Source organism: Marinobacter sp. L-13 (assembly GCF_056857715.1).
Window position 1 is genome coordinate 1 of the sequence record NZ_JBSXNQ010000041.1, and the last position, 22,942, is coordinate 22,942.

24 protein-coding genes are annotated in these 22,942 nt (G+C 58.0%); 17 read left to right on the forward strand and 7 right to left on the reverse strand.

The annotated features are described in order from the left end of the window. The 3 genes from AC13DD_RS04125 to AC13DD_RS04135 all read right to left on the reverse strand — a co-directional run. Positions 1 to 834, reverse strand: an 834-nt coding sequence (locus AC13DD_RS04125; protein WP_482930877.1) for an alkaline phosphatase, incomplete at its 3' end; no start/stop codon positions are given. Between the two features lie 261 nt (positions 835 to 1,095). Beyond that, positions 1,096 to 1,377, reverse strand: a complete 282-nt coding sequence (locus tag AC13DD_RS04130; protein WP_008174002.1) for a hypothetical protein — start codon at positions 1,375 to 1,377, stop codon at positions 1,096 to 1,098. Positions 1,378 to 1,468: 91 nt separating this feature from the next. Further along, positions 1,469 to 1,729 (reverse strand): hypothetical protein, encoded by a 261-nt coding sequence (locus AC13DD_RS04135; RefSeq protein WP_053112753.1) that lies wholly within the window; start codon positions 1,727 to 1,729, stop codon positions 1,469 to 1,471. A gap of 182 nt (positions 1,730 to 1,911) precedes the next feature. Between AC13DD_RS04135 and AC13DD_RS04140 the strand changes: the two genes are divergently transcribed. Further along, positions 1,912 to 3,180: an alkane 1-monooxygenase gene (locus tag AC13DD_RS04140; protein WP_053112754.1), complete on the forward strand. Its 1,269-nt coding sequence runs from the start codon at positions 1,912 to 1,914 to the stop codon at positions 3,178 to 3,180. 214 nt (positions 3,181 to 3,394) lie between these two features. Here the strand turns inward: AC13DD_RS04140 and AC13DD_RS04145 are convergent, their stop codons facing one another. After that, on the reverse strand, positions 3,395 to 4,174 hold the full coding sequence (locus tag AC13DD_RS04145) for a crotonase/enoyl-CoA hydratase family protein (protein ID WP_273084270.1): 780 nt from the start codon (positions 4,172 to 4,174) through the stop codon (positions 3,395 to 3,397). Beyond that, positions 4,174 to 5,976 (reverse strand): acyl-CoA dehydrogenase, encoded by a 1,803-nt coding sequence (locus AC13DD_RS04150; RefSeq protein WP_273158163.1) that lies wholly within the window; start codon positions 5,974 to 5,976, stop codon positions 4,174 to 4,176. Before AC13DD_RS04150 ends, AC13DD_RS04145 begins: the two co-directional genes overlap by 1 nt. A gap of 114 nt (positions 5,977 to 6,090) precedes the next feature. Between AC13DD_RS04150 and AC13DD_RS04155 the strand changes: the two genes are divergently transcribed. After that, positions 6,091 to 7,086: a GlxA family transcriptional regulator gene (locus tag AC13DD_RS04155; RefSeq protein WP_053112755.1), complete on the forward strand. Its 996-nt coding sequence runs from the start codon at positions 6,091 to 6,093 to the stop codon at positions 7,084 to 7,086. 110 nt (positions 7,087 to 7,196) lie between these two features. Beyond that, positions 7,197 to 7,361: a hypothetical protein gene (locus AC13DD_RS04160; protein WP_008173988.1), complete on the forward strand. Its 165-nt coding sequence runs from the start codon at positions 7,197 to 7,199 to the stop codon at positions 7,359 to 7,361. Positions 7,362 to 7,371: 10 nt separating this feature from the next. On the opposite strand, the gene AC13DD_RS04165 is transcribed toward AC13DD_RS04160, so the two are convergent. Next, positions 7,372 to 8,394: a CNNM domain-containing protein gene (locus AC13DD_RS04165; protein ID WP_008173984.1), complete on the reverse strand. Its 1,023-nt coding sequence runs from the start codon at positions 8,392 to 8,394 to the stop codon at positions 7,372 to 7,374. Beyond that, the gene (locus AC13DD_RS04170; RefSeq protein WP_053112756.1) at positions 8,391 to 10,445 is read right to left on the reverse strand and encodes an NADPH-dependent 2,4-dienoyl-CoA reductase; all 2,055 of its coding nucleotides are present in this window, start codon (positions 10,443 to 10,445) and stop codon (positions 8,391 to 8,393) included. Before AC13DD_RS04170 ends, AC13DD_RS04165 begins: the two co-directional genes overlap by 4 nt. A 353-nt stretch (positions 10,446 to 10,798) precedes the next feature. On the opposite strand from AC13DD_RS04170, the gene AC13DD_RS04175 reads away from it, so the two are divergent. From AC13DD_RS04175 to ppnP, 14 genes are all read left to right on the forward strand, one after another. Then, a complete protein-coding gene (locus AC13DD_RS04175) occupies positions 10,799 to 13,600 on the forward strand; it encodes a monovalent cation/H+ antiporter subunit A (RefSeq protein WP_482930878.1) in 2,802 nt (933 codons plus the stop codon). Then, positions 13,600 to 13,968 carry a Na+/H+ antiporter subunit C gene (locus AC13DD_RS04180; protein ID WP_273084286.1) on the forward strand — a complete coding sequence of 123 codons (369 nt, stop codon included), beginning with the start codon at positions 13,600 to 13,602 and terminating at the stop codon, positions 13,966 to 13,968. The genes AC13DD_RS04175 and AC13DD_RS04180 overlap by 1 nt, the downstream gene beginning before the upstream one ends. Continuing rightward, on the forward strand, positions 13,965 to 15,482 hold the full coding sequence (locus tag AC13DD_RS04185) for a monovalent cation/H+ antiporter subunit D (RefSeq protein ID WP_273084289.1): 1,518 nt from the start codon (positions 13,965 to 13,967) through the stop codon (positions 15,480 to 15,482). The genes AC13DD_RS04180 and AC13DD_RS04185 overlap by 4 nt, the downstream gene beginning before the upstream one ends. Then, entirely contained in the window at positions 15,482 to 15,970 is a 489-nt protein-coding gene (locus AC13DD_RS04190; RefSeq protein ID WP_273084290.1) for a Na+/H+ antiporter subunit E, read from the forward strand. Before AC13DD_RS04185 ends, AC13DD_RS04190 begins: the two co-directional genes overlap by 1 nt. Then, positions 15,967 to 16,236, forward strand: a complete 270-nt coding sequence (locus tag AC13DD_RS04195; RefSeq protein WP_008173972.1) for a K+/H+ antiporter subunit F — start codon at positions 15,967 to 15,969, stop codon at positions 16,234 to 16,236. Before AC13DD_RS04190 ends, AC13DD_RS04195 begins: the two co-directional genes overlap by 4 nt. Positions 16,237 to 16,251: 15 nt before the next feature. Then, on the forward strand, positions 16,252 to 16,584 hold the full coding sequence (locus tag AC13DD_RS04200) for a Na+/H+ antiporter subunit G (RefSeq protein WP_273084292.1): 333 nt from the start codon (positions 16,252 to 16,254) through the stop codon (positions 16,582 to 16,584). Positions 16,585 to 16,703: 119 nt separating this feature from the next. Then, on the forward strand, positions 16,704 to 19,013 hold the full coding sequence (locus AC13DD_RS04205; protein ID WP_273084295.1) for a putative monovalent cation/H+ antiporter subunit A: 2,310 nt from the start codon (positions 16,704 to 16,706) through the stop codon (positions 19,011 to 19,013). Next, on the forward strand, positions 19,010 to 19,435 hold the full coding sequence (locus AC13DD_RS04210; RefSeq protein ID WP_273084297.1) for a Na+/H+ antiporter subunit B: 426 nt from the start codon (positions 19,010 to 19,012) through the stop codon (positions 19,433 to 19,435). Before AC13DD_RS04205 ends, AC13DD_RS04210 begins: the two co-directional genes overlap by 4 nt. A gap of 48 nt (positions 19,436 to 19,483) precedes the next feature. Beyond that, positions 19,484 to 19,831 (forward strand): Na+/H+ antiporter subunit C, encoded by a 348-nt coding sequence (locus AC13DD_RS04215; RefSeq protein WP_273084299.1) that lies wholly within the window; start codon positions 19,484 to 19,486, stop codon positions 19,829 to 19,831. After that, the gene (locus AC13DD_RS04220) at positions 19,828 to 21,342 is read left to right on the forward strand and encodes a Na+/H+ antiporter subunit D (RefSeq protein WP_273084302.1); all 1,515 of its coding nucleotides are present in this window, start codon (positions 19,828 to 19,830) and stop codon (positions 21,340 to 21,342) included. The genes AC13DD_RS04215 and AC13DD_RS04220 overlap by 4 nt, the downstream gene beginning before the upstream one ends. Continuing rightward, a complete protein-coding gene (locus tag AC13DD_RS04225) occupies positions 21,339 to 21,812 on the forward strand; it encodes a Na+/H+ antiporter subunit E (RefSeq protein ID WP_273084305.1) in 474 nt (157 codons plus the stop codon). Before AC13DD_RS04220 ends, AC13DD_RS04225 begins: the two co-directional genes overlap by 4 nt. A 9-nt stretch (positions 21,813 to 21,821) precedes the next feature. Beyond that, a complete protein-coding gene (locus AC13DD_RS04230; protein WP_273084308.1) occupies positions 21,822 to 22,094 on the forward strand; it encodes an MrpF/PhaF family protein in 273 nt (90 codons plus the stop codon). Next, on the forward strand, positions 22,087 to 22,494 hold the full coding sequence (gene mnhG, locus AC13DD_RS04235; RefSeq protein ID WP_273084311.1) for a monovalent cation/H(+) antiporter subunit G: 408 nt from the start codon (positions 22,087 to 22,089) through the stop codon (positions 22,492 to 22,494). Before AC13DD_RS04230 ends, mnhG begins: the two co-directional genes overlap by 8 nt. Positions 22,495 to 22,563: 69 nt before the next feature. Beyond that, entirely contained in the window at positions 22,564 to 22,845 is a 282-nt protein-coding gene (gene ppnP / locus AC13DD_RS04240; RefSeq protein WP_273084314.1) for a pyrimidine/purine nucleoside phosphorylase, read from the forward strand. Positions 22,846 to 22,942 lie beyond the last annotated feature (97 nt).

Consider the following 22,942-nt stretch of genomic DNA (forward strand, 5'->3'; position numbering starts at 1 on the left):
GCCTTGTGGATACTGAGCCTGCCACTCGGTGACCAGGTTGCGGCCATCGGTGCGGTCGCCTTCGACACTGGATCGCGCATCCGGGCTGTTGAACCTGGCATCATTTGGCAGGAAGTGGCGACGGCCGCCGCCCATGACCACGTCAATCCCATCGGTATCCACGCCAGCGTAACGTTGTTCCAGAAGTTGCTCGAAACTGACCAGCTGATCGGCAATGTCCTTGCAACCGGCCTGAACCGCTTCAGCAGGCATATCCGAAATGTCTTCCCAGTTGCGATCTGCCGATTTGGCATAGGCAGCGGCGGGTGTGGCGTGGGTAATGCGTGCGGTGGAGACCACACCAGTGGATAAACCCTTGATTTCCGCAAGCTCCAGAGCGGTTACTACTTCATTGCCTGCAACCGTGCTGCAATCACCCCGCTGGACATCCTCGTCCACGCCCAGCACGCCCGCATCGGTTTTCAAACCAGACATCATGGCGGTCATGGTGCCCGCTGAATCCGGAACCTGGGCATCGGTGTTATAGGTTTTCACGAGTGTCGTGAAGGGGAAACTCTCAAAGCTCAGCAGATTTTCCTCGCCCGGACTGCCCTGCCTCTGGCCTTCCAGAATGCGCGCAGCGGTAAGGGTGGACACCCCCATGCCATCGCCCACAAACAGAATGACGTTTTTCGCCTTATCCGAGGACTTCAGGGAGAGCTTCTGCTGAAGCTGTGCCGCGGCGTTAATAAACCAGGTATTGCCCTTTTGTGAGGTCGGTAGTATCTCTGCGACGACACTGGCGGACAATGCCAGCCCGATCGCCACGGAAATTAACGCTCTTTCCAGATTCATAGCGCATATCCTTTCAACGGTGTTGTTGTCTGCCACTCCGGTACAACCTGTTCATCGAACAGAATTCCGGATCGACTCCGCTAAAAAGATAGGGGCTGGTTATGACGTTAATCCTACATTTGTGTTACTCAGGCATTAAGGTTGTCTGGCCGCAAAAGATTCGACTCACTCTCCTCCCCGGACGCTGATGACCAGGACCCGCCAGCGCAAACAGAGGCGCGCCGGCGGAAATTAGAGAGTTATCGGAGAGTTATCGGAGAGTTATTGAGTAGCCTCCTCTACCCTGTCACCCGCTTCCTCAGCGGCATCTCCCATCTCCTCAGCTGCGTTTTCCGCTCCTTCCTGTAACTCTCCCATGACGCTTTCGTTCTGGCCAGTAGCATCCTCGTAGGTTTCCTCGACTGAATCGCCAGCCTCTTCCATCATGTTTCCGGCGTTGTCCGCAGCCTGCTCGACATCCACGCCTTCGTTGTCCTCCGAACCGCAGGCAGCAAGGCCCAGTGTCAGAACCACCAAAAGCGCACCCAGCGTGAGCTTGTTCATACCATATCCCTCTGTTGATAAATATTTACAACGCGAAACAGGGTACGGCGAGGCCCGGCCCAAAGGCAATTACCCGGCGATTACCCTTTGGTTAGCCTGTGCTGCCTGCCAGCAGCCGGCCATTAATGGTGATGACATGATCGAGCGGGAGCATGGTGCCTCGTCCGAGCAGCAGGAAATCCTGCCCTGCGCGACTGCAAAGCTCACGAATAACATCGTGCACCGTGCATATCTGGCCGGCGCTGTCCCGGTAAACCACCTCGGTCAGTTGCCCTGAGCCCAGATACTCCTGAAGCATACCCTGAACTGAGTACGAAGCCGTAGCGGAGGGAGTGGAGGGAAAATTTGGCATAGCTGATTCTTCACTACCGTCGAATTCTTGTTTTCCCCGAAGTCTGGCTCAGAAAACGGGATTTCGCCAAAAGAATGATATTTGTCATTTTGCGCCAAGCTACCCCGCTCTGCCGGACGGTCGTTGCATTGCCAGATTGTCCGACATAAATTGACATTACGCGCACCGAACGGGAGAACACAATGAACGCCAAGACCCACGACAACCCGGAATCGCATAATGTCGTTTCCCCCGCCGAATCCGGCTCCACTGGCAACTGGAAGGATCCGAAACGCTATATGTGGTTACTCGGCCCTGTCCTGCCGGGCATCGGGCTCGCGGCCCTGACCGGTTACGCCCTGGCCCCCAAAAAACTGAAAGCCCTGGCCTGGACCGGCCCTGCTCTGGTGCACGGCATCATTCCGGCGCTGGACAGGGCCATTGGTGAGGACCAGAGCAACCCGCCGGAATCCGCAGTGGAGACCCTGGAACGGGACAAGTACTACGACCGGATCGTGAAGGCCTTTATTCCGACCCAGTACGCCATGACCCTCATGGGCGCCTGGCTGGCCAGCCGCAAGGATACGCCCCTGGACGATAAAATCGGCCTGACGCTTACCGTTGGTGCCATCAATGGCGTAGGCATCAACACGGCCCATGAGCTGGGTCACAAATCGAACAGACTGAACAAGCTGTTGGCGATGGCGGCTCTGGCGCCCACCGGGTATACCCACTTCGTTGTCGAACACAACTTCGGCCACCATAAGCGGGTGGCCACACCGGAGGATCCGGCCAGCAGCCGCATGGGCGAGAGTTTCTGGAAGTTCCTTCCCCGTACGGTGCTGGGTGGCATCAAATCCTCCATCAGGATTGAGAAGGCGCGGCTTGCCCGCAAAGGCAAGGGCTTCTGGAGCCTGGATAATGAGTTGTTGCAGGGCTGGGCCATGAGCGCCGGGTTCTTTGGCGCGACAACCTTGGTTTGCGGCCCACGGGCAGTACCATTCCTGGCGGCCCAGGCGGTGTATGGCGCAAGCCTGCTGGAGAGTGTGAATTACATTGAGCACTATGGCCTGCTCCGTCAGAAGGACAAGAACGGCAAGTACGAGCGTACCCAGCCGGAGCACAGCTGGAACAGCAATCATATTGTGACCAACCTGTTCCTGTACCAGTTGCAGCGGCATTCGGATCATCATGCCCACCCACAACGCAGCTTCCAGGCCCTGAGGCATTTCGAGAAGGCGCCGCAGTTGCCGGGTGGTTATGCGTCGATGCTGTTGCCGGCTTACCTGCCGCAATGGTGGTATGAAACCATGGATAAGCGGGTGATTGACCACTACGAGGGGGATCTGAGTAAAATCAATTGGGATCCGGATCGGAAGGAGGAGCTGATGGCCAAGTATTCGGATTATGCTGCGGAGGTAGCGGCTGAAGCGAAGGCTCGTCGCGAACCCGGGAATTCCGAGGCCGCCTGAAGTCTTGCCCCCAAGCCTTGACGTTATAGAGCATGCAGCCAACCGGAGTCTTCCTTCCGGGAGACGCCGTGAACCCATCCATGGGGGCTTGATCGCAGCATCCTTGCTGCTCACACTCCCGGAAGGAAGACCCCGGTCGGCTGCCCATAATTCTGATGAATTCGCCAGCTTCTTTTAGCCCCTAGAGCCCGTGTTTCCCGAGGAAATTTAGAAGTCACTTGCCTTTAAAAACAGCTTCGCGCCGTTCCAGGAAAGACTGGATTCCCTCTTTTACGTCCTCGCTGGCCATGACCGGCTGCAGATCCGGGAACAAACGCTGTTTCGCAGCCTCCTGTCCCTCGCTGACAGCGATCTTCGAGGATTTCAGACTGCCTTGCACACCCAACGGTGCAGCCTTGGCAATTTTTTCAGCGATTTCCAACGCGACGTTGAACTGCTCGCCGGGTTCCACCAGTTCCTGAATCAACCCCCACTGATACGCCTGATCGGCGGTCCACTCATCGCCAGTCAGAAGGTAACGCTGGGCATTGCCCCAGCCGATTTCACGCTGGAGGCGGATGGTGGCACCACCGCAGGCAAAGATGCCGCGTTTGACTTCCAGTTGGGCAAAGCGAGTGCCTTTGGCCGCGACGCGCACGTCGGTGTTGAGCATCATCTCAACGCCGCAGGTGAAGCAGATGCCCTGGGCGGCGAAGACCACGGGTTTGGTCAGCGCCTGACCGGTAATGTGGAAGGGATCCAGTTCGCCCTCACCCGGTTCAATGCCCTTGCCGTTGGCAAACACACCCGCCCAGTCGTCCAGTTGCAGGCCGCTGGTGAAGTGGTCGCCCTCGGCGTACATCAGCCCGACCCGTAGCTCCGGGTCGTTTTCCAGCTGGTGGTAGGCCGCCGCAATCTGGTGGTACATCTCGCGGTTCATGGCGTTCATTTTTTCCGGGCGGTTCAGCCCGATCAGCAAGATGTGATTTTTCTTCTCAACATTTACCAGAGCCATCAGAACCACTCCGATTTCATGTTCAGACAGGTATCGTCCTGATTGCGCAGCAGCACCAGATCCTGAGCCACGGTTGGCAATTCCCAGTGGAAGAAGTACTGGGCCGCCTGCAGTTTGCCCTGGTAGAAATTGCGTTCATCATCGGTATTCGCGGAACCCAGGGCATGGGAGGCCGCATTGGCCTGACGCAGCCACATCCAGGCCACCATAATGTGCCCGAACAGGTGCAGGTAGCAGGAGGCATTGGCCAGGGTTTTGTCGGGATCGCCTTCCATCAGGGATTTACCCAGGCTTTGGGTAACCTTCACTGCCTGCTGCAGGGTTTCACTCAGGGACAGGGCCCATTGCTGGCAACGATCGGTGGTGGCTGCCTGAAGATCTACCTGCATCTCCTGCATGAGCAGCTGCAAACCGTGGCTCTGATCCTGCCAGATCTTACGGCCCAGCAGGTCCATGGCCTGGATACCATTGGTGCCTTCGTGAATCGGGTTAAGGCGGTTGTCACGCCAGCACTGCTCTACCGGATACTCCCGGGTGTAACCTGCGCCACCGTATACCTGAATGGCCAGGTCATTAGCCTTGGGGCCGTATTCGGAAGGCCATGCTTTGATCACCGGAGTGAGCAGGTCCAGCAGCTTTCCGGCTTCCTGGCGTTTCTGTTCATCGGGATGGGTGTGCTGGTCATCCATCAACCGGGCGCCGTAGAGGCACAAAGCCAAACCACCCTCACTGTAGGCTTTCTGGGCCAGCAGCATGCGCCGGACATCGGCGTGATCAATGATCGGCACCTGTGGGGATTCCGGGTTCTTCTCGCTGGCCCTACGGCCCTGCAGGCGATCTTTGGCGTATTCGAGGCTGTGCATGTAGCCGCGATAACCGATCACAGCGGCGCCGAAACCCACGCCAACCCGCGCTTCGTTCATCATCTGGAACATATACTTCAGGCCCTGGTGGGGCTCGCCAACCAGATAGCCGTGACAGGGAGCATCATCACCGAAGCTCAGGGCGGTGGAGGTGGTGCCACGGTAGCCCAGCTTGTGAATCAGACCAGCGAGGCTGACGCCGTTGCGTTCAGTGGGATTGCCTTCACCATCCACCAGAAACTTGGGCACGATGAACAGGGAGATACCTTTCACGCCCGCCGGCGCACCTTTGATCTTGGCCAGCACCATGTGAACGATGTTGTCAGTGATGGACTGCTCGCCACCGGAGATATAAATCTTCGCGCCCTTGATCAGGTAGTGACCTTCATCTGTGGGCGACGCCGATGTCCGGATATCCGCGAGGGAGGACCCGGCGTGGGGCTCGGTCAGGGCCATGGTGCCGCTGAAACGACCGCTGAGCATGTTCGGAAGGAAGGTGGTTTTCTGCTGTTCGTTGCCAAAAACCCGGATGAGGTTGGCGGCAGCTGTGGTCAGAAACGGGTAACCGGCGGTGCCGGGGTTGGCAGCTGTGAAGAAACCGTTGCAGGCGGCCATGACCGATTCAGGCAACTGCATGCCACCCAGTTCATAGTCGTAACGTCCTGCGATAAAGCCGGCCTGCGCATAGGCGTCGAAGGCTTCCTTCACTTGCGGCAGCATCTCGACCTGGCCGTTGACGAACTTTGGTTCGTCCTTGTCGGCGGCGCTGTTATGGGTGGCAAACTTTTCCCGTGCCATCTTGTCGGCGGTTTCAATGACGGCATCGAAGGTGTCGCGGTTGTGTTCGCTGAAGCGCTCGCGGGTGGTGAGGTTTTCGGTATCGAGAACTTCGTAGAGCTGGAACGCCAGGTCGCGGCGGTCGATCAGGGTGTCGGTCATGCTTGGTCTCCTGTTTGATGTCGTTAGCCTCTCACAACTGGTTTTTCCTGGAAACCGGCGTTTATGACATAATTATGGTCAACATTGCCACTGATGACCTAATTTGGAGTTTGCATGCGAACGGTCTCTGTTATCGGTTTTGATGGCGCTTTAGCCAGCGCCATCACTGGCATTATTGATCTTTTCCGTCTTGCCGGCGTTACCTGGGCGCGGATTAACGATGAAGCGCCGACACCCCGGTTCACAACCCGGCTTCTGACGAAGGACGGAGCGCCCTGCCGCTGCATTAACGGACTGACCATTCAGCCAGACGGAGCCTGGAACGATTTGTTACCGGGTGGCGACGACAGCGATCTGGTGGTGATACCGACTATTGGTGGTCCTATCGAAGTCGTTCTGGCGGGGAATTCGGAGCTTATTGAATGGCTGAGCGCATTTCGGTCTTCAGACGCCGGGCAGGTGCGGGTAGCCAGTAACTGTACCGGGGCGTTCATGCTGGCCGAGGCGGGGCTGCTGGATGGTCGTCAGGCGACGACGCATTGGGGCTTCAGCCATCAGTTCCGCCAGCGCTTTCCGGCGGTGAACCTTCAGCCGGACAAGCTGGTAACGGTGGACGGCGACATCGCCTGTGCCGGGGGCGGCATGGCCTGGTGGGATCTGGGGATCTATCTGGTCGAACGTTACGCGGGGGCTCAGGTGGCGCGGGAGCTGGCGAAGGCGTTTGTGATTGATGCGGGGCGGACCAGTCAGGCGCCTTATAGTGCCTTGCAGGCTCGCCGTTACCATTCTGATGCCGCCATTCTGAAGCTGCAGGACTGGCTGGACAGTCATTACCGGGACCCTGTTACCCTGCAACGCCTGGCTTCACTCAGCGGACTCACCGAGCGTTCTCTGATTCGCCGATTCAAGGCAGCCACTGGCGACACGCCCACCGGGTATCTACAACTTCTCAGGATTGAGGTGGCACGTCAGCATTTGGAGAAATCGCGGCTACCGATTGATGAAATCACTCAGTTGGTGGGCTACGAAGACGTGAGTTCCTTCACGCGTCTGTTCCGCAAACATACCGGGCTTTCACCGGGTGCCTACCGCTCTCGCTTTGTCAGGTAATGTCTGGTCGGTCCTGACTGGCCCGGGTTATGCATTGGTTTCCAGTGAAGGCCAATGTTCGGCCTGAAACGTAAAGAATACCGACAGGTGTCACTATGGGGAGGTCCGCCATGAATGCACCGATCAGACAAAGCCAGGCAGAGATTCTGAGCAGGCTGTACGACATGAAGCGCAAGCAGATCGAGCAGGCACTGCAGCAGGGAAACAGCCTTCGAAGTCAGGTACTTGAAGCTGAAGCCGAGGCGATTTCAAATGCCTTGAAAGCCTCCCGCTAACCAAACCCTTCTATCCGGAGCCATACTTCTTCAAACGCCGGCTCCAGCGCTGCTTCGCATACCGGCGGAGGTTCGAGACATTATCGGTTTCATCCATGATTTCCGTGCCCAAAAGTGTCTCCAGTATGTCCTCCAGCGTCACTATTCCCAGCCAGGTTCCCAATTCGTCATAGACGACGGCCAGGTGTTGCCGCTCTCGCAGCATGTCCGAAAACAGGAATTCGATGTTGGTGTTGCCTTTCACTCGCTTGATCTTGCGCATGTGGTCGAGCAGGTCGACATCGGAATCGAGGTTGATCAGGTCTGCCCGATGCAGGTACCCGAGCGCCTCGCCTTCCTCATCGATTACAGGGTATCGGGAGAACGGTGATTTGCTGACCTGCTCCCGGAACTGGTCGTAAGTGATTCCCGGATCAACGTATTTGCAGACCGTCCTTGGTGTCATCACAGAACTGACCTTGATCTCGTGGAATCGCAGGACGTTGTGAATCATGCGCCGTTCGTCTTCGTCCAGGGCCTGCTGATCCTTGCCGATCTCCGCCAGGGCGCTGATCTCCGCACGGATATCAACGTCGGCCTCACCAGACCCAATTCGACGGGTGACCTGTTTGGACAACCAGATGAACGGCAGCAGCGCCTTGATCATGAATCCCAGAATAGCTGGCAGCCGTGGCGCAATACTCCGCCAGTATTTGGCGCCAATGGTTTTGGGAATAATTTCCGAGAATATCAGGATAGCCAGGGTCATTACCGCAGAGGCAATTCCGAGCCACGCTTCCCCAAAAACCACCGTCACCTGGGCGCCAACGCCGGTGGCGCCCACGGTGTGGGCAACCGTGTTCAGTGTAAGGATTGCAGACAGGGGATCGTCCACATCGTCTTTCAGTTTTCGCAACCGGGCGAAAAGCTTCGGCTTCTCTTTTTTCAGTGAGGCGATGTAGCTCGGAGTCACCGAAAGCAGGGCCGCCTCTAGAATGGAGCATAAAAAGGAGAAGCCAATCGAGAGCACTGCGAAGGCAATTAGTAATGTCATAATTTGGCTGCGACTTCCGTTCCCTGCCGGATGGCCCGTTTGGCGTCCAGTTCTTCGGCGACGTCTGCACCGCCGATCAGATGCGCGGTCACCCCAGAGTCCGATAACTCGTCGAAAAGTTCCCGATAAGGTTCCTGGCCTGCACAAATAATCACATTGTCCACGGCCAACACCCGGCTCTCCGTGACCTTGCCATCTTTGTCGGTCAGGGAGATATGCAGCCCCTGGTCGTCAATCCGCTCATAGCGACAGCCCCTCAGCATCTCGACTTCACGGTGCTTCAGGCTGTTGCGGTGCACCCAACCCGACGTCTTGCCCAGACCGCCGCCGACCTTGCCGGTTTTTCGCTGCATCAGGTAAATCTTTCGGGGCGACGGTGTTGGCTGGCGCTCGGCCAAGCCTCCGGGGCCATCAAAATCCGGATGAACGCCCCACTCTGCCTGCCAGTCGGCAACGCTGACCTGCTCGCCTTCGGGATGATGGCTGAAGTCATGGGTCAGGAATTCGCTGACATCAAAACCGATGCCGCCGGCGCCGATAACCGCCACATTCTTGCCAACGGGTTTGTTATGGCGAAGTACATCGAGGTAGCCGAGCACCTTGGGATGATCAATGCCTTCAATGGACGGAGTTCTCGGCTTCACGCCGGTGGCGATGACGACATCGTCGAAACCCTGCGCCTTAAGTGACTCGGCATCCACACGAGTGCCGAGCTTGAGGTCAATCTCCAGCAGCTCGATCTGGCGCTGGAAATAGCGAAGGGTTTCGTAAAACTCTTCCTTGCCCGGGATGCGCTTGGCGTAGTTGAACTGGCCGCCGATCTGGTCATCCGCTTCGAACAGGGTCACTTTGTGGCCCCGTTTCGCAGCGGTTGTCGCCGCCGCCAGTCCCGCCGGCCCGGCACCTACAACGGCAACCCAACGAACAACAGGCGCTACCGTCAATACCAGCTCGGTTTCGTGACAGGCTCGGGGGTTCACCAGGCAAGAAGCCCGCTTGGCCTGGAACGCATGGTCCAGACAGGCCTGGTTACAGGCAATGCAGGTGTTGATTTCGTCGCTACGGCCCTGCTCGGCCTTGCGAACAAACTCGCTATCCGCCAACAGAGGCCGGGCCATGGACACCATGTCCGCCTTGCCCGCCGCCAGAATCTCTTCGCCTTTCTCCGGGGTGTTGATTCGATTGGTCGTGCACACCGGGATATCCACTTCGCCATAGAACTTGGCGGTGACATCGGCAAAGCCGCCACGGGGCACCGAGGTAACAATGGTGGGCACCCGGGCTTCATGCCAGCCAATCCCGGTATTGATGATGGTGGCTCCTGCCCGCTCAATGGCCTTGCCCAGTGTCACAATCTGTTCCCAGGTCTGGCCACCCTCGACCAGGTCCAGCATGGACAGCCGGTAGATAATGATGAATTCAGGCCCAACAGCTTCGCGCATACGGCGGACAATCTCCACGGGCAGGCGCATACGGTTCTCGTAAGGGCCACCCCACTTGTCCGTTCTCTTGTTGGTCCGCTCACACAAAAACTGGTTGATGAAATAGCCTTCGGAGCCCATCACCTCAACGCCATCATAACCCGCAAATTTGGCGAGCTTCGCGGCACTGACGAAATCGTTGATCTGCCTTTCAACCCCTTTCGAGGAAAGGGCGCGGGCCTTGAACGGGCTTATCGGGGCCTTGGTTGCCGATGCCGAGACAATCAACGGCTGATAGCCATAACGCCCTGCGTGCAGGATCTGCATACAGATCTTACCGCCTGCCTCATGCACCGCACCGGTCACATGACGATGCAAAAGAGCCGTTGCCCGATTGTTCATGGTTGAGGCAAGCGGGGCCAGCTGCCCAACCAGATTGGGCGAGAAACCGCCCGTCACCATGAGCCCCACGCCACCTTCTGCGCGCTCGGCAAAGTACCGCGCGAACTTGTGGATGTTCCAGAACCTGTCTTCCAGGCCCGTGTGCATGGACCCCATCAGCACTCGGTTCTTAAGTTCAGTGAAGCCGAGATCCAGGGGTTTCAGAAGGTTGGGATAGATGTCGCTCATGGGACTCTCTCAGTAAATATTTATCGCGAGTATACACTTGATCAATGGCAAGTTGACTTGACCTTCCAGACGGGGCACGTATCATCGGCAATCAAGTTTCATTGACGGAGCAACCATGACCGCAAGGTCCTTCGGCTGCACAAGAGTTACCCGCCCACCTGTGACCGCTGACATAGCGCGGCACCGGGGACGTTTACCGTACTTCCCGGACCCGCCTGTTTTCTGCTGATCCACCCCACCTTCCATGCCGTAAGGGCATCGGTGCTCAATGTGCAGGGTGGCCGGCCGGAGACTAGACTCAGGCAAACATGCCTTCAATACTCACGTAAAAGAAAACCAATAACGAGGTTGCGATGTCGCTACCGCTGGTTGTTTTACTGCCTTTTCTGGGTGCTTTAGCCGCACCGCTGTTCGCCCAGGGCGGCAGAACGGCGATTGCCGTTGCATCTTCTGTACCCGCGTTGATCGCACTCGCTGCCCTTTTCCCCCATTGGGAAACCCTTGCTGACGGCGGCGTTGTGCTGCACAGCTACGAATGGCTCCCCGCGCTCGGCCTCTCCTTCAGTTTTCGTCTGGACGGGCTGTCCCTGCTGTTCGCTCTGCTGATCCTGATCATCGGGCTGCTGATCATTCTTTACGCCCGCTATTACCTGAAAGCCCATGAAAACGTCGGCAAGTTCTACGCCCTGCTGCTGTGCTTCAAGGGATCGATGCTCGGCATCGTGCTCTCAAGCAACCTCCTCCTGATGATGATTTTCTGGGAACTGACCAGCCTGACCTCGTTCCTGCTGATCAGTTTCTGGACCCATAAACAGGACGCCCGCCGTGGCGCCCGGATGGCACTCGCGGTAACCGGCGGCGGCGGCCTTGCACTGCTCGCCGGCATCCTGATCATCGGCAACATTGTTGGCAGCTTCGAGCTTGATGACGTGCTGGCAGCCGGAGACCAGATAAAGGCTCATGCCATGTATCCGGTCGCCCTGACCCTGGTTCTGCTGGGCGCGTTCACCAAATCGGCCCAGTTCCCGTTCCATTTCTGGCTGCCTCACGCCATGCAGGCACCGACACCGGTATCTGCCTACCTGCACTCGGCTACCATGGTCAAAGCCGGCATCTTTCTCATGGCCCGGCTGTATCCGGCCCTGGCAGGTACTGAACAGTGGTTCTACATGGTCAGCTTTACCGGCATGGCCACCATGCTGCTGGGCGCCTACACCGCCATGTTCAAGCACGATCTGAAAGGCCTGCTGGCCTATTCAACGGTGAGTCAACTGGGCCTTATTACCCTGCTGTTCGGCATGGGCACCCAGCTTGCGGCCGTTGCGGCGATTTTCCACGTGATCAACCACGCCACGTTCAAAGCCTCCCTGTTTATGGCCGCCGGTATCATCGACCATGAAACCGGCACCCGGGATATGCGCCGCATTAACGGGCTCTGGCGTTTCATGCCGCACACGGCCACCCTGGCCATGGTTGCTGCCGCATCGAACGCCGGGGTGCCGCTGCTGAACGGCTTTCTGAGCAAGGAAATGTTCTTCGCCGAATCACTGGCGCTGAACCTGCCGGGGCTCTGGGCCTGGCTGCCACCAATCGTGGCGACCCTGGCGGGCGTCTTCACGGTGGCTTACTCCGCACGTTTTATCCACGACGTTTTCTTCAACGGCAAGCCGGTTGATCTTCCGATCTACCCTCCACACGAGCCTCCCCGTTACATGAAGATCCCGGCGGAGATTCTCGTGTTTGCGCTCGTCATGATCGGCATCTTTCCGGCCATCTCGGTCGGCCCGCTGCTTTACATGGCGGCATCCGCCACATTTGGCGGCAATGTGCCGGATTACCAACTCGCGGCGTTCCACGGTTTCAACCTCCCGCTGATGATGAGTTTTTTCGCTTTTGCCGGCGGTTTGCTCATGTACAGCCAACGCCAGCGCTTTTTCGATTTTCACGCACGGTTCCGGGAAATCGATGAAAAGGCCGTATTCGAGAGCGTTGTTCTGCGGATTGTAGACTTTGCCAACAGCGTGACTTCACGGCTGGAGAACGGCTCGCTACAGCGCTACGCTCTGCTGCTGTTTGTCAGTGTGATCGCTGTTGCAGCAATGCCATTGCTTGATCTGGGGGTCTTTGTCGGTGAGAACGGCCTGAGCCCGGTGGATGCGCCAACGGCGATTGCGGCCGCTGTGCTGATACTCTGCGCTTTTGCAACGGCAGGACTGCACCGACAGCGTTTCTATGCACTGGTACTGTTGAGCGTTGTAGGACTGGTCGTAGCTTTGGCCTTCGCCCGCTTTTCGGCACCGGACCTGGCCATGACCCAGCTCTCTGTGGAGGTGGTGACGATTGTTCTGTTGATGCTGGCCATCTACTACATGCATCCCTGGACGCCAGTCGAAACACCTCTCAAACGTCGTCTCCGCGATGTGGCCATTGCAGCGGGCGCGGGTATTGGCATGACACTGGTGACGCTTGCCATGCTGACCCAGCCATTCAGCTCAATCTCCGAGTTCTTCCTGGAGAACAGCAAGCCGGGCGGAGGCGGCACTAACGTGGTCAACGTCATTCTCGTGGACTTCCGGGGCTTCGATACCCTGGGCGAGATCACGGTCCTGGCCATTGCCGCCCTGGGCATCTACGCCATGCTCAAAGACACCGTATTGACGCCACCGCCCAGCGATGGCGCCGGCCACGCATGGGCCCGGGATGCGCACCCGCTGATGTTGAGCCTGATTGCCCGGCCAATGTTACCGCTTGCCCTGATGGTGTCCGCATTCATTTTCCTGCGCGGCCATAACCTGCCGGGCGGCGGTTTTATCGCCGGTCTTATTACCTCGATTGCGCTGATTCTCCAATACATTGCCAGCGGCATGGAGTGGACAGAGGATCGAATCCGTCTGCGCTACCACAACGTCATCGGGCTGGGCCTGCTGTTCGCAACGGTTGCCGGGCTTGGCAGTTTCGCCTTCGGCTACCCGTTCCTCACATCCACCTTCGATTACATAACCTGGCCAGTGGTGGGCAAATTCGAGGTTGCCTCGGCGCTGATCTTTGATCTGGGCGTCTACCTGGCGGTCATCGGCGCCACCCTGCTATCACTGGTGACTGTCGGCCGGATGTCGCCTCACTCCGCGATAAGAAGCAAACAGGAGGGTGCGTAATGGAGCTTGTTTTCGCATTGGTTATCGGCGCACTGACATCTTCCGGGGTGTATCTGATCCTGCGTGCCCGCACCTTCCCGGTGGTCGTTGGCCTGACGCTGCTGTCTTACGGCGTCAACCTGTTTCTGTTCTCCAGTGGTCGCCTGGCGACTGGCCAGCAGCCGATCATCGGCACCGCTGCCAGTTATGCTGACCCCCTGCCACAAGCGCTGGTGCTTACAGCGATTGTGATTGGCTTCGCAATGACGGCGTTCGTTGTCGTGCTGTCCCTGCGCAACCTGGCAGACAACGAGGATGACCACGTGGACGGCAAGCAACCCTACAAATCGCCCGCACCGGAGGAGGAATCGGAGGTGACCGGTAAATGAACCACTGGCTTACCGCTCCTGTTCTTATTCCCCTGCTTGGCGGCATTCTTCAGGCGTTTATGGGCTACGCGCCTATCAGCCTGCGGCGCACGCTGGCGCTGGCCACCACTGTTCTGATGCTGGTATCCGCCATCGTGCTTCTGTTAATGGCAAACGATGGCAGTTACCGGATCTACGCATTCGGCAACTGGCAGCCTCCGTTCGGGATCGTGCTGGTTCTGGATCGACTGGCCGCACTGATGCTGATCATGACGGCCATTCTGGCCCTGTTCTGTCACCTCTTTTCGATCGGCGGTGCCGACGAAGGGAACCGTCAGTTCCATGGCCTGTTCCTGTTCCAGCTGATGGGACTGAATATTGCCTTCCTCACAGGCGATCTGTTCAACCTGTTTGTCGCCTTCGAGGTTCTGCTCATCGCCTCGTACGGCCTGCTGATGCATGGTGGCGGGACAGCCAGAACGGTTCCTGGTCTGCACTATGTCGTGCTGAACCTGATCGGTTCTGCTGTGTTCCTGATCAGCGTCGGTATGATTTACAGCGTCACCGGCACACTGAACATGGCGGATCTGGCGGTCAAGGTTTCGCAAGTCTCCGGAGAGGGCCTGAGCATCGTCAAGGCCGGAGGTATGATGTTACTGGTGGTCTTCGGCCTCAAAGCGGCCATTCTGCCCCTCTGCTTCTGGCTGCCACGGGCCTATTCAAAAGCGACGGCGCCTGTTGCCGCACTGTTCGCGGTGATGACCAAGGTTGGCATTTACGCCATTTTGCGTGTCTATCTGCTGATTTTCGGTGACGATGCGGGCGAACTGGCCAATCTCGGCATGGACTGGCTGTTCCCGATTGCCCTGGCTACTCTGGCCATGGGCGTTATCGGCGCACTGGGCTCCGGTACTTTGAAGACACTGGTCGCCTGGCAGGTCATCATTTCGGTAGGCACTCTGCTGGCTCCGATTGCACTTGGCTCGGAAGCCGGCCTGTCTGCCGCCCTTTTCTACCTGCTAAGCACGACCTGGACGGTGGGCGGCCTGTTCCTTGTTTCCGAGCTGGTCGCGAACCAGCGCGGTTCGGCCAAAGACCGCATTATTACGGCGCCCAAAATGCAGAGCCGCACCTTTCTCAGTGTCCTGTTCCTGGTTGGTGCCGTGGCTGCGGCCGGTCTGCCGCCGCTGAGTGGCTTCTTTGGCAAGGTGCTGATTTTGCAATCTGCTGAATCCGGAACCGAGATGGCCTGGTTGTGGTCAGTACTGCTAACCGGCAGCTTTCTTACTGTCATTGCCTACAGCCGCGCCGGTAGTATCGTGTTCTGGCGCACGGTGGATGGCCACCTGAACAAACCGGAGCCTCTCAACGGCCGGGTTTCTGTGGCAGCCGGAGCTCTCACTGCCCTGGCAATCGTCATGGTTGTGCTCGCGGGCCCCATTATGGCCTACACCGATGCAACGGCGGCGCAGCTGCACAACAGCGACGCCTATATCGAAATCTTGCAGACCCCCATGGTCGGGAAGGACAGCTAATGCTTGATCGCCTCAGTTTTCCTCAGCCCTGGCTAAGCCTGACCCTTTTCGTTACCTGGCAGTTTCTGAGTGACGGCCTTAGCGGCGGCAGTGTCGTTCTCGGCCTTATCCTTGCCTGGGGCATACCACAGATGACCCGGGGATTCTGGCCTGACCGCCCCGCTGTACTCAGGGGTTGGCGGGCGCCAGCATACGCCTTGCGAGTTCTCTGGGATATTATTGTCGCCAGCGTTGAAGTGGCAAAGCTCATTCTCAGCCCCAGAAAGCCGCGCCCGATGTTCATCTGTTACCCTCTGGAGCTGGATCACCCTCTGGCGATCAGCATACTGGTCAGCACTATTTCGCTGACGCCTGGAACGGTCGGTGCCGATGTCAGTGACGACAACAAGCTGATTCTCATCCATTCACTGGACGCCGAGGATGAGCAGGAAATCATCGACACGATTCGAGCCCGTTATGAGAAGCCACTGCTGGAGATGTTCCGATGATTCTTATTGCGCTCTACATCACCATCGCCATGGTCACGCTGGCAGCCTTACTGAACGTCTATCGCGTGATCAAGGGGCCCGATGCGCCCGATAGGGTTTTGGCGCTCGACACTCTCTACGTCAATGCCATCGCGCTCATCGTTCTGCTCGGTATAACGCTACAAACACGCATGTACCTCGAGTCCGCCCTGCTCATTGCAGTAATGGGCTTCGTCGGAACCGTCGCAATGGCAAAATACCTCAAGCGCGGCAGCGTCATTGAGTAACCCGGAGGAAACCTGATGAGCACCTTCGCCGAATACGCCATTTCCGCTTTGCTGCTGGTTGGTGGCGCCTTCACCCTGATCGGGGCCATTGGCCTGGCCCGCCTACCGGACTTTTATACCCGCTTGCATGGCCCGACCAAAGCAACTACAGTCGGCGTGGGCGCCATTGTTGTCAGCTCCGTGATTTATTTCAGCACCCTGGGCAGGGGCATTGGCGTGGAAGAGATCCTGATCACCGCCTTTCTGTTCATGACAGCGCCGGTCAGCGCCAATTTCCTGGCCAAGGCCGCCATGCACCTGGAGGTTAAAACCACAGAGAACACCCGCGGCCAGACCTGGGATCAATGAGGCATATATTCCATGGGTTATTGCGTCGATTGTCGCTGAACAGCGTATGATCCTGGTGCAGGGCCGTAACCTGACAACTGCAAAACGCTAAGAACCGGGTCCTAACGGAGTACCCTTTAATGATGTTATTGGCTGTACTATCGGGGTTTTTACTGGCCTTTGCCGTGCCGGCGCTCCGCCGTATGGCTGGTCAGCGCATTGGATGGCTTCTGGCGCTTCTGCCCGCCTCGCTTACCGTATACTTTGCCAGCCTCATCCCATCGATCAGCGATGGCCAAACGCTTCTGCTAAAAAACCAGTGGATGCCGGGCCTCGGTATAAGCCTCGATTTCATGGTCGACGGTCTTTCTCTGGTTTTTGCCCTGCTTATCAGTGGCATCGGCACGTTCATCCTGATTTATGCCGGTTCCTATCTGAAAGGCCACAGGGATCTGGGCCGGTTCTACGTCATCATGCTGTCGTTCATGGCGTCGATGCTGGGGCTGGTGTTATCCGACAACCTCATCGCGTTCTTCGTGTTCTGGGAGTTAACCAGCATCACCTCCTACATGCTGATTGGCTTCAACCACGAGGACGAGGAAGCCCGAAAGTGTGCACTCCAGGGGCTTTTCATAACCGCCGGGGGCGGACTCGTCCTGATGGCCGGCCTGATATTGCTCGGCTTTATTACCGGAAGCTACTCGTTCACCGAGATCCTTGCGTCCGATCTGCGGATTCATGAACACGGCTTTTACACCGCGGCGACGGTTTGCATTCTCATCGGGGCTTTCACCAAATCAGCCCAGGTGCCGTTTCATTTCTGGCTGCCCAATGCCATGGCAGCCCCTACGCCCGTCTCCGCTTACCTGCATTCGGCAACAATGGTCAAAGCAGGCATCTACCTGATGGCCCGCCTCAACCCGTCCATGGGCGGGGACGCGTTGTGGAGCAGTTCATTAATGCTATTCGGTGCTGCAACAATGCTTACCGGCGCCTATCTGGCGTTCAGCAGCACCGACATCAAGAAGGTGCTGGCCTACTCCACGGTCATGGCCCTGGGTACCCTTACCATGCTGATCGGCGTGGGCACTGAGCTGGCCATCACCGCTTTCATCTGTTTCCTGCTTGCCCACTCCCTGTATAAGGGGTCCTTGTTTATGCTCGCCGGTGCTTTGGACCACGAGACCGGCACCAAGGACATCACAAAGATGGGGGGGCTGAGGCAAAGCATGCCCCTGACCGCGGCAATCACCTGCCTGGCCGCACTTTCACTGGCCGGCCTACCGCCCCTGTTCGGTTTCGTCGCCAAAGAACTGATGCTTGATTCGCTGCTCAAGGCCCCCCTTTGGTCCACTGGACTGCTGGTCATGGCGGTGGCTTCCGCCATTCTGGTGGTAGCCGTGGCCGGTCTGGTTGCGATCAAACCGTTTTTCGGGGAAGTTCGCAGAACGCCGAAACAACCCCACGAAGCCCCATTTGCCATGCTCGTTGGTCCCGCCGTGCTGTCCCTGTTGGCGCTGATTTTCGGCGTGGTGCCTTTTGTGCCTGCCAGCGTTGTATTGGATGCGGCGGTTTCCAACGTCTACGGCAGTTCAGTCCAGACCGCTCTGGCACTTTGGCACGGGGTGAATGTCCCGCTAATGCTCTCCGGCGCCAGTCTGCTGATCGGGTCGCTGCTGTTCTACAAATGGGGGCGACTGCAGCCGAACCTCTACGCGATCAACACGGCCGGCAGCCGCGTCGGCCCGGAGGCCGGCTATTTCCGCTTCATGCTTGGCATCACCCAGGTGGCCGACTGGCAAACCCGTCTGCTTCAGAATGGCGTGCTGGGGATCTACCTGCTGATTCTTGTGCTCGTCACCTTCGGCCTGACCGGTTATACCTTGCTGACCCGGCATGGATTCGAGCTGGACTTTGATTTCAGCGACGGCTATTTCTACGAATTTGGCATCGCCCTGTTGCTGGTGGCATCGACCCTCTTTGCCTGCGCCACCAAGTCCCGGCTTGGCTCGGTTGCCTCTGTTGGGGTGACCGGCTTTGGCGTCGCTCTCACTTTCATTCACTTCAGCGCGCCGGACCTGGGCATAACCCAGCTGTTGGTCGAGACCCTTACGGTCATTCTGCTGGTGTTGGTGCTGTTCAAACTGCCCTCTTTCGTCAACCTGTCATCGCCGTGGGAGCGTTACCGGGACCTGGCGGTAGCCGTGTTTGCCGGCATTGTGATGACTCAGCTCATCCTGGCCGCCATGGACATCCGTTTCTTCGACAGTATTTCCAGCTACTACATCGAAAACAGCTCGGAACTGGCCTACGGCAAGAACATCGTCAACGTAATCCTGGTGGACTTCCGACAGCTGGACACCCTGGGCGAAATCTTTGTTCTCGGCCTTGCCGCCATTGGCGTCTACTCCATGATCAAACTGAGAGCGGAGGACCAGAAACGACCATGAGATCCAGCTCCCTGATCCTCAACACGGCAGCGCTGGCCATCGTGCCGCTGCAATTGATGTTTTCGGTTTTCCTGTTGTTACGGGGCCACGACGAACCCGGCGGCGGCTTCATTGGTGGGCTGGTGGCGGCGAGCGCCTTCGTGCTCTACGCCTTTTCCTTCGGCGCCCGGTCAACCCTACGGCTCCTGCGGGTCAGTCCCCGAGACATCCTGGCCGCCGGACTGCTGTTTGCCCTGGCGTCCACCATTCCCGCTCTGCTATCCGGCCAGCCGTTGCTCACGGCCCATTGGTGGCAGTTTCCGCTGCCCGGGGAAACCTATCTGAAGCTGTCGACGGTTCTGATTTTTGACATCGGCGTCTACCTCACGGTGCTGGGTACGCTGATGACCTTTGTAATCAGTCTGATGGAGGTCAGAGAATGAGCCAGGCATTTGCTCATGCGCATCCGTTTATCTCGAGGAGGCTATGATATGGCAACCCTGATGGCTTACGTGATCGGATTGCTGTTCACTGCAAGCATCTACATGATGCTCCGGCGGTCCATCGTAAAACTGGTGATTGGCCTGATCATTCTCAGCAACGCGGCTAACCTGCTGATTTTCGTGGTGGCTGGCCTGACCCGGGGAGCGCCACCTCTGATTCCCGAAGGTGCCCAGCAAATCTCCGGGGCGGTGGCGGACCCGCTGCCCCAGGCCCTCATCCTCACCGCAATCGTCATCGCGTTCAGTGTTCTGGCCTTTGCGGTAGTACTGATCCGGCGCGCCTACGAGGTGGTTGGCACCGATGACCTGGACCAGATGAAGGATACCGATACTTGAACCTGGCACCCGTCCTTCCAATACTGATTCCGCTTTGTGCCGGAGCGCTGTCGCTGGCGTGCTGGCGCTCCATCCGGCTGCAGCGGCTGATCGCCGTGATCGCCACCGGCCTACTGTTGGCGGTGAGTATCTGGCTGCTCATGCTCACGATGGAACACGGCTTCCTGGTGGTGGAAATGGGCAGCTGGCCCGCACCGTTCAGCATTGTTTTTGTGGCGGATGTGCTCAGTGCCATCATGATCGTGCTCACGGGCCTCATCGGGCTGGCCATTGCCATCTACTCCCTGGCCTCCATTCCCAACGGGCACCAGAGGTTTGGCTACTTCCCCCTGATGCACCTGCTGCTGGCGGGCGTCGGAGGGGCCTTCCTGACCGGCGACATTTTCAATCTGTTCGTCTGGTTCGAGGTAATGCTACTGGCGTCGTTCGCGCTACTGACCCTGGGTGGGGAGCGTGCGCAGATGGAGGGTGCCATCAAGTATGTCACCCTGAACCTGTTCTCCTCGGCCATGTTCCTGTCAGCCGTAGGCCTGCTCTATGGTATGGTCGGCACCCTGAACATGGCCGACATCGCCCAGAAGGTGAACAGCGTCGAGGACCCCGGCATGGTGACCGTGGTCTCGATGATGTTCATGATCTCTTTCGGAATCAAGGCGGCGGCGTTCCCACTGTTTTTCTGGCTGCCGGCCTCCTATCACACGCCACAGGTGGCCGTTTCCGCGTTGTTCGCCGGGTTATTGACCAAGGTGGGCGTATACGCACTTTACCGAGTGTTCACGCTAATTTTCACCCAGGAGGTCGGCTACACCCACACAATCCTGCTATGGGCCGCCACGCTGACCATGATTACCGGGGTTCTGGGCGCCGCCGCGCAGTTCGAGTTCCGGCGAATACTGTCGTTCCATATCATCAGCCAGATCGGCTACATGATCCTGGGGCTTGCGCTGTTCACGCCTCTGGCCCTTATTGGCGGGGTGTTTTACATCATGCACCACATCATTGTTAAGACGAATCTCTTCCTGGTCAGCGGTATTACCTACCGCCTGCTGGGCAGCTATGAGCTGAAAGACCTTGGCGGCGTCTACCGCCAGCGCCCCTACCTGGCGCTCCTGTTCCTGATTCCCGCCCTGTCGCTGGCTGGCATTCCGCCGCTATCCGGCTTTTTCGCCAAATTCATCGTCGTCCGGGCGAGTCTTGAGGCCAGCGAGTACCTGGTTGCGGGCGTTGCGCTCCTGGTGGGCTTGCTGACACTGTATTCGATGATCAAGATCTGGGCGGAAGTATTCTGGAAAAAGCTGCCGGAGCATGTCACCGATGACAGCAGGCTCAATGGCGAGGTGAAGGACAAGGGCAGCTGGGCCCTGTACGTGCCTGTGGTGGGCCTGGCGGTATGCACATTGATCATTGGCCTGTACGGCCAGCCGATCTACATTCTGGCGGAAACGGCAGCAGACCAGCTGATGAATCCCCAGCTGTATATTGAGGCGGTGCTTGGGGGGCAGTCACAGTGATTGGTCTGTTCTGGAATCTGCTGCTGGCCCTGGCGTGGGTCACCCTCACCGGCAGCGTGACAGCGATGAACCTCCTGGCCGGTCTGCTGTTCGGATACGCGGCGTTAATGGTACTACAGAACCAGGTGCCTGTTCTGAAGGGCTACTCCCGCCGGATCCCCCGGCTGACCGCCTTTCTGGTCTATTTCCTCAAAGAGCTGGTGAAGTCCAACCTCAAGGTGGCCTACGACGTCGCCACACCCGTCTGGCATATGAGGCCGGGCGTGATTGCATTCCCGCTGAGAGCCGAAACCGACATGGAGATCCTGTTTATAAGCAGCGTCATCTCGCTCACACCCGGCACACTGAGCCTCGATGTCTCGGACGATCGGAAGGTTCTGTTCATACATGCCATGTTTCTGCATGATGAAGAGGAGCTGAGGAGTGATCTCAGGGAACTGGAACGCCGCGTACTGAAGGTTATGCGCTAGGGAGTCGCCATGCTTGCTGTTTCGATCAACGTTGTCTATTTCATGCTGTCCCTCGCCCTGCTGTTTGCGTTCATTCGCCTCACCCGGGGGCCGTCATTGCCGGACCGCGTGGTGGCGCTTGAGCTGATTAGCTCTATTGTGGTCGGCTACGTGGGCGTGCACGCTATTGAAACCGGCGTCGCCAGTCTCCTGGACGTTGCCATTGTGATTGCGCTGACAGCCTTCCTGGCGGCCATCGGCTTCGCGCGGTTTGTTGAGCGCGGAGGAGTCAAAGATGATTGAAGTGCTGGTTTCAATCCTGTTGCTCATGGGTGCTGCGTTTATGGTCCTTGCCTCCGTTGGGGTTCTGAGACTGCCTGACTTGCCCACCCGGATGCATGCCACCACCAAGGCCAGTGCCCTGGGTGCCATGCTGACCATGGCGGGAGTGGCGTTCCATTTTGGCGACAGCACCGTGGTAGCCAGGGCTGTTGCCATTGTGGTGTTCATCTTCCTGACAGCGCCGATTGCCGCCCATGTGATCGGGCGTGCCGGGTACTTTACCGGCGTCAAGCTGTGGGAGGGCACCGTCAAGGACGAGCTCCGGGAACGCTACGACGTCCGCCTCAACCGGCTCGAAAGTGGCCCGGAGGCGGATGAGCAGCCAGCGTCACCGGAACACAAATCCAGCAATCCCGATTGAAAATTTGTCATCGAAAGTGCACCCAATTCCCGTATAGTAGCGACCCACACTTTTTACGGAGCTCAGCCCATGCTGAAAGTAAACGAATATTTCGACGGCAAAGCCAAATCCATCGCCTTCCAGACATCCACTCTGCCGGCCACGGTCGGAGTGATCAGCCCGGGCGAGTATGAGTTCGGTACCAGCAAGAAAGAAACCATGACTGTGATCAGCGGCGCCCTCACGGTCCTGCTCCCCGGCATGGAAGAGTGGATAACCTACGGTGCCGGCGAGAGTTTTGATGTAGCGGGCCAGGCCAGCTTCAAGGCAAAGACCGACATCGACACCGCTTACCTCTGCACCTACGAGTAAGACTGAAGCCCTAAAAGGCATGTCCGCAGAGCGAAACGGAATTTGTATCTAAGCCACCGTTCGCTCTGCATTTTTTCACTATTACCGGTTCCTGTTT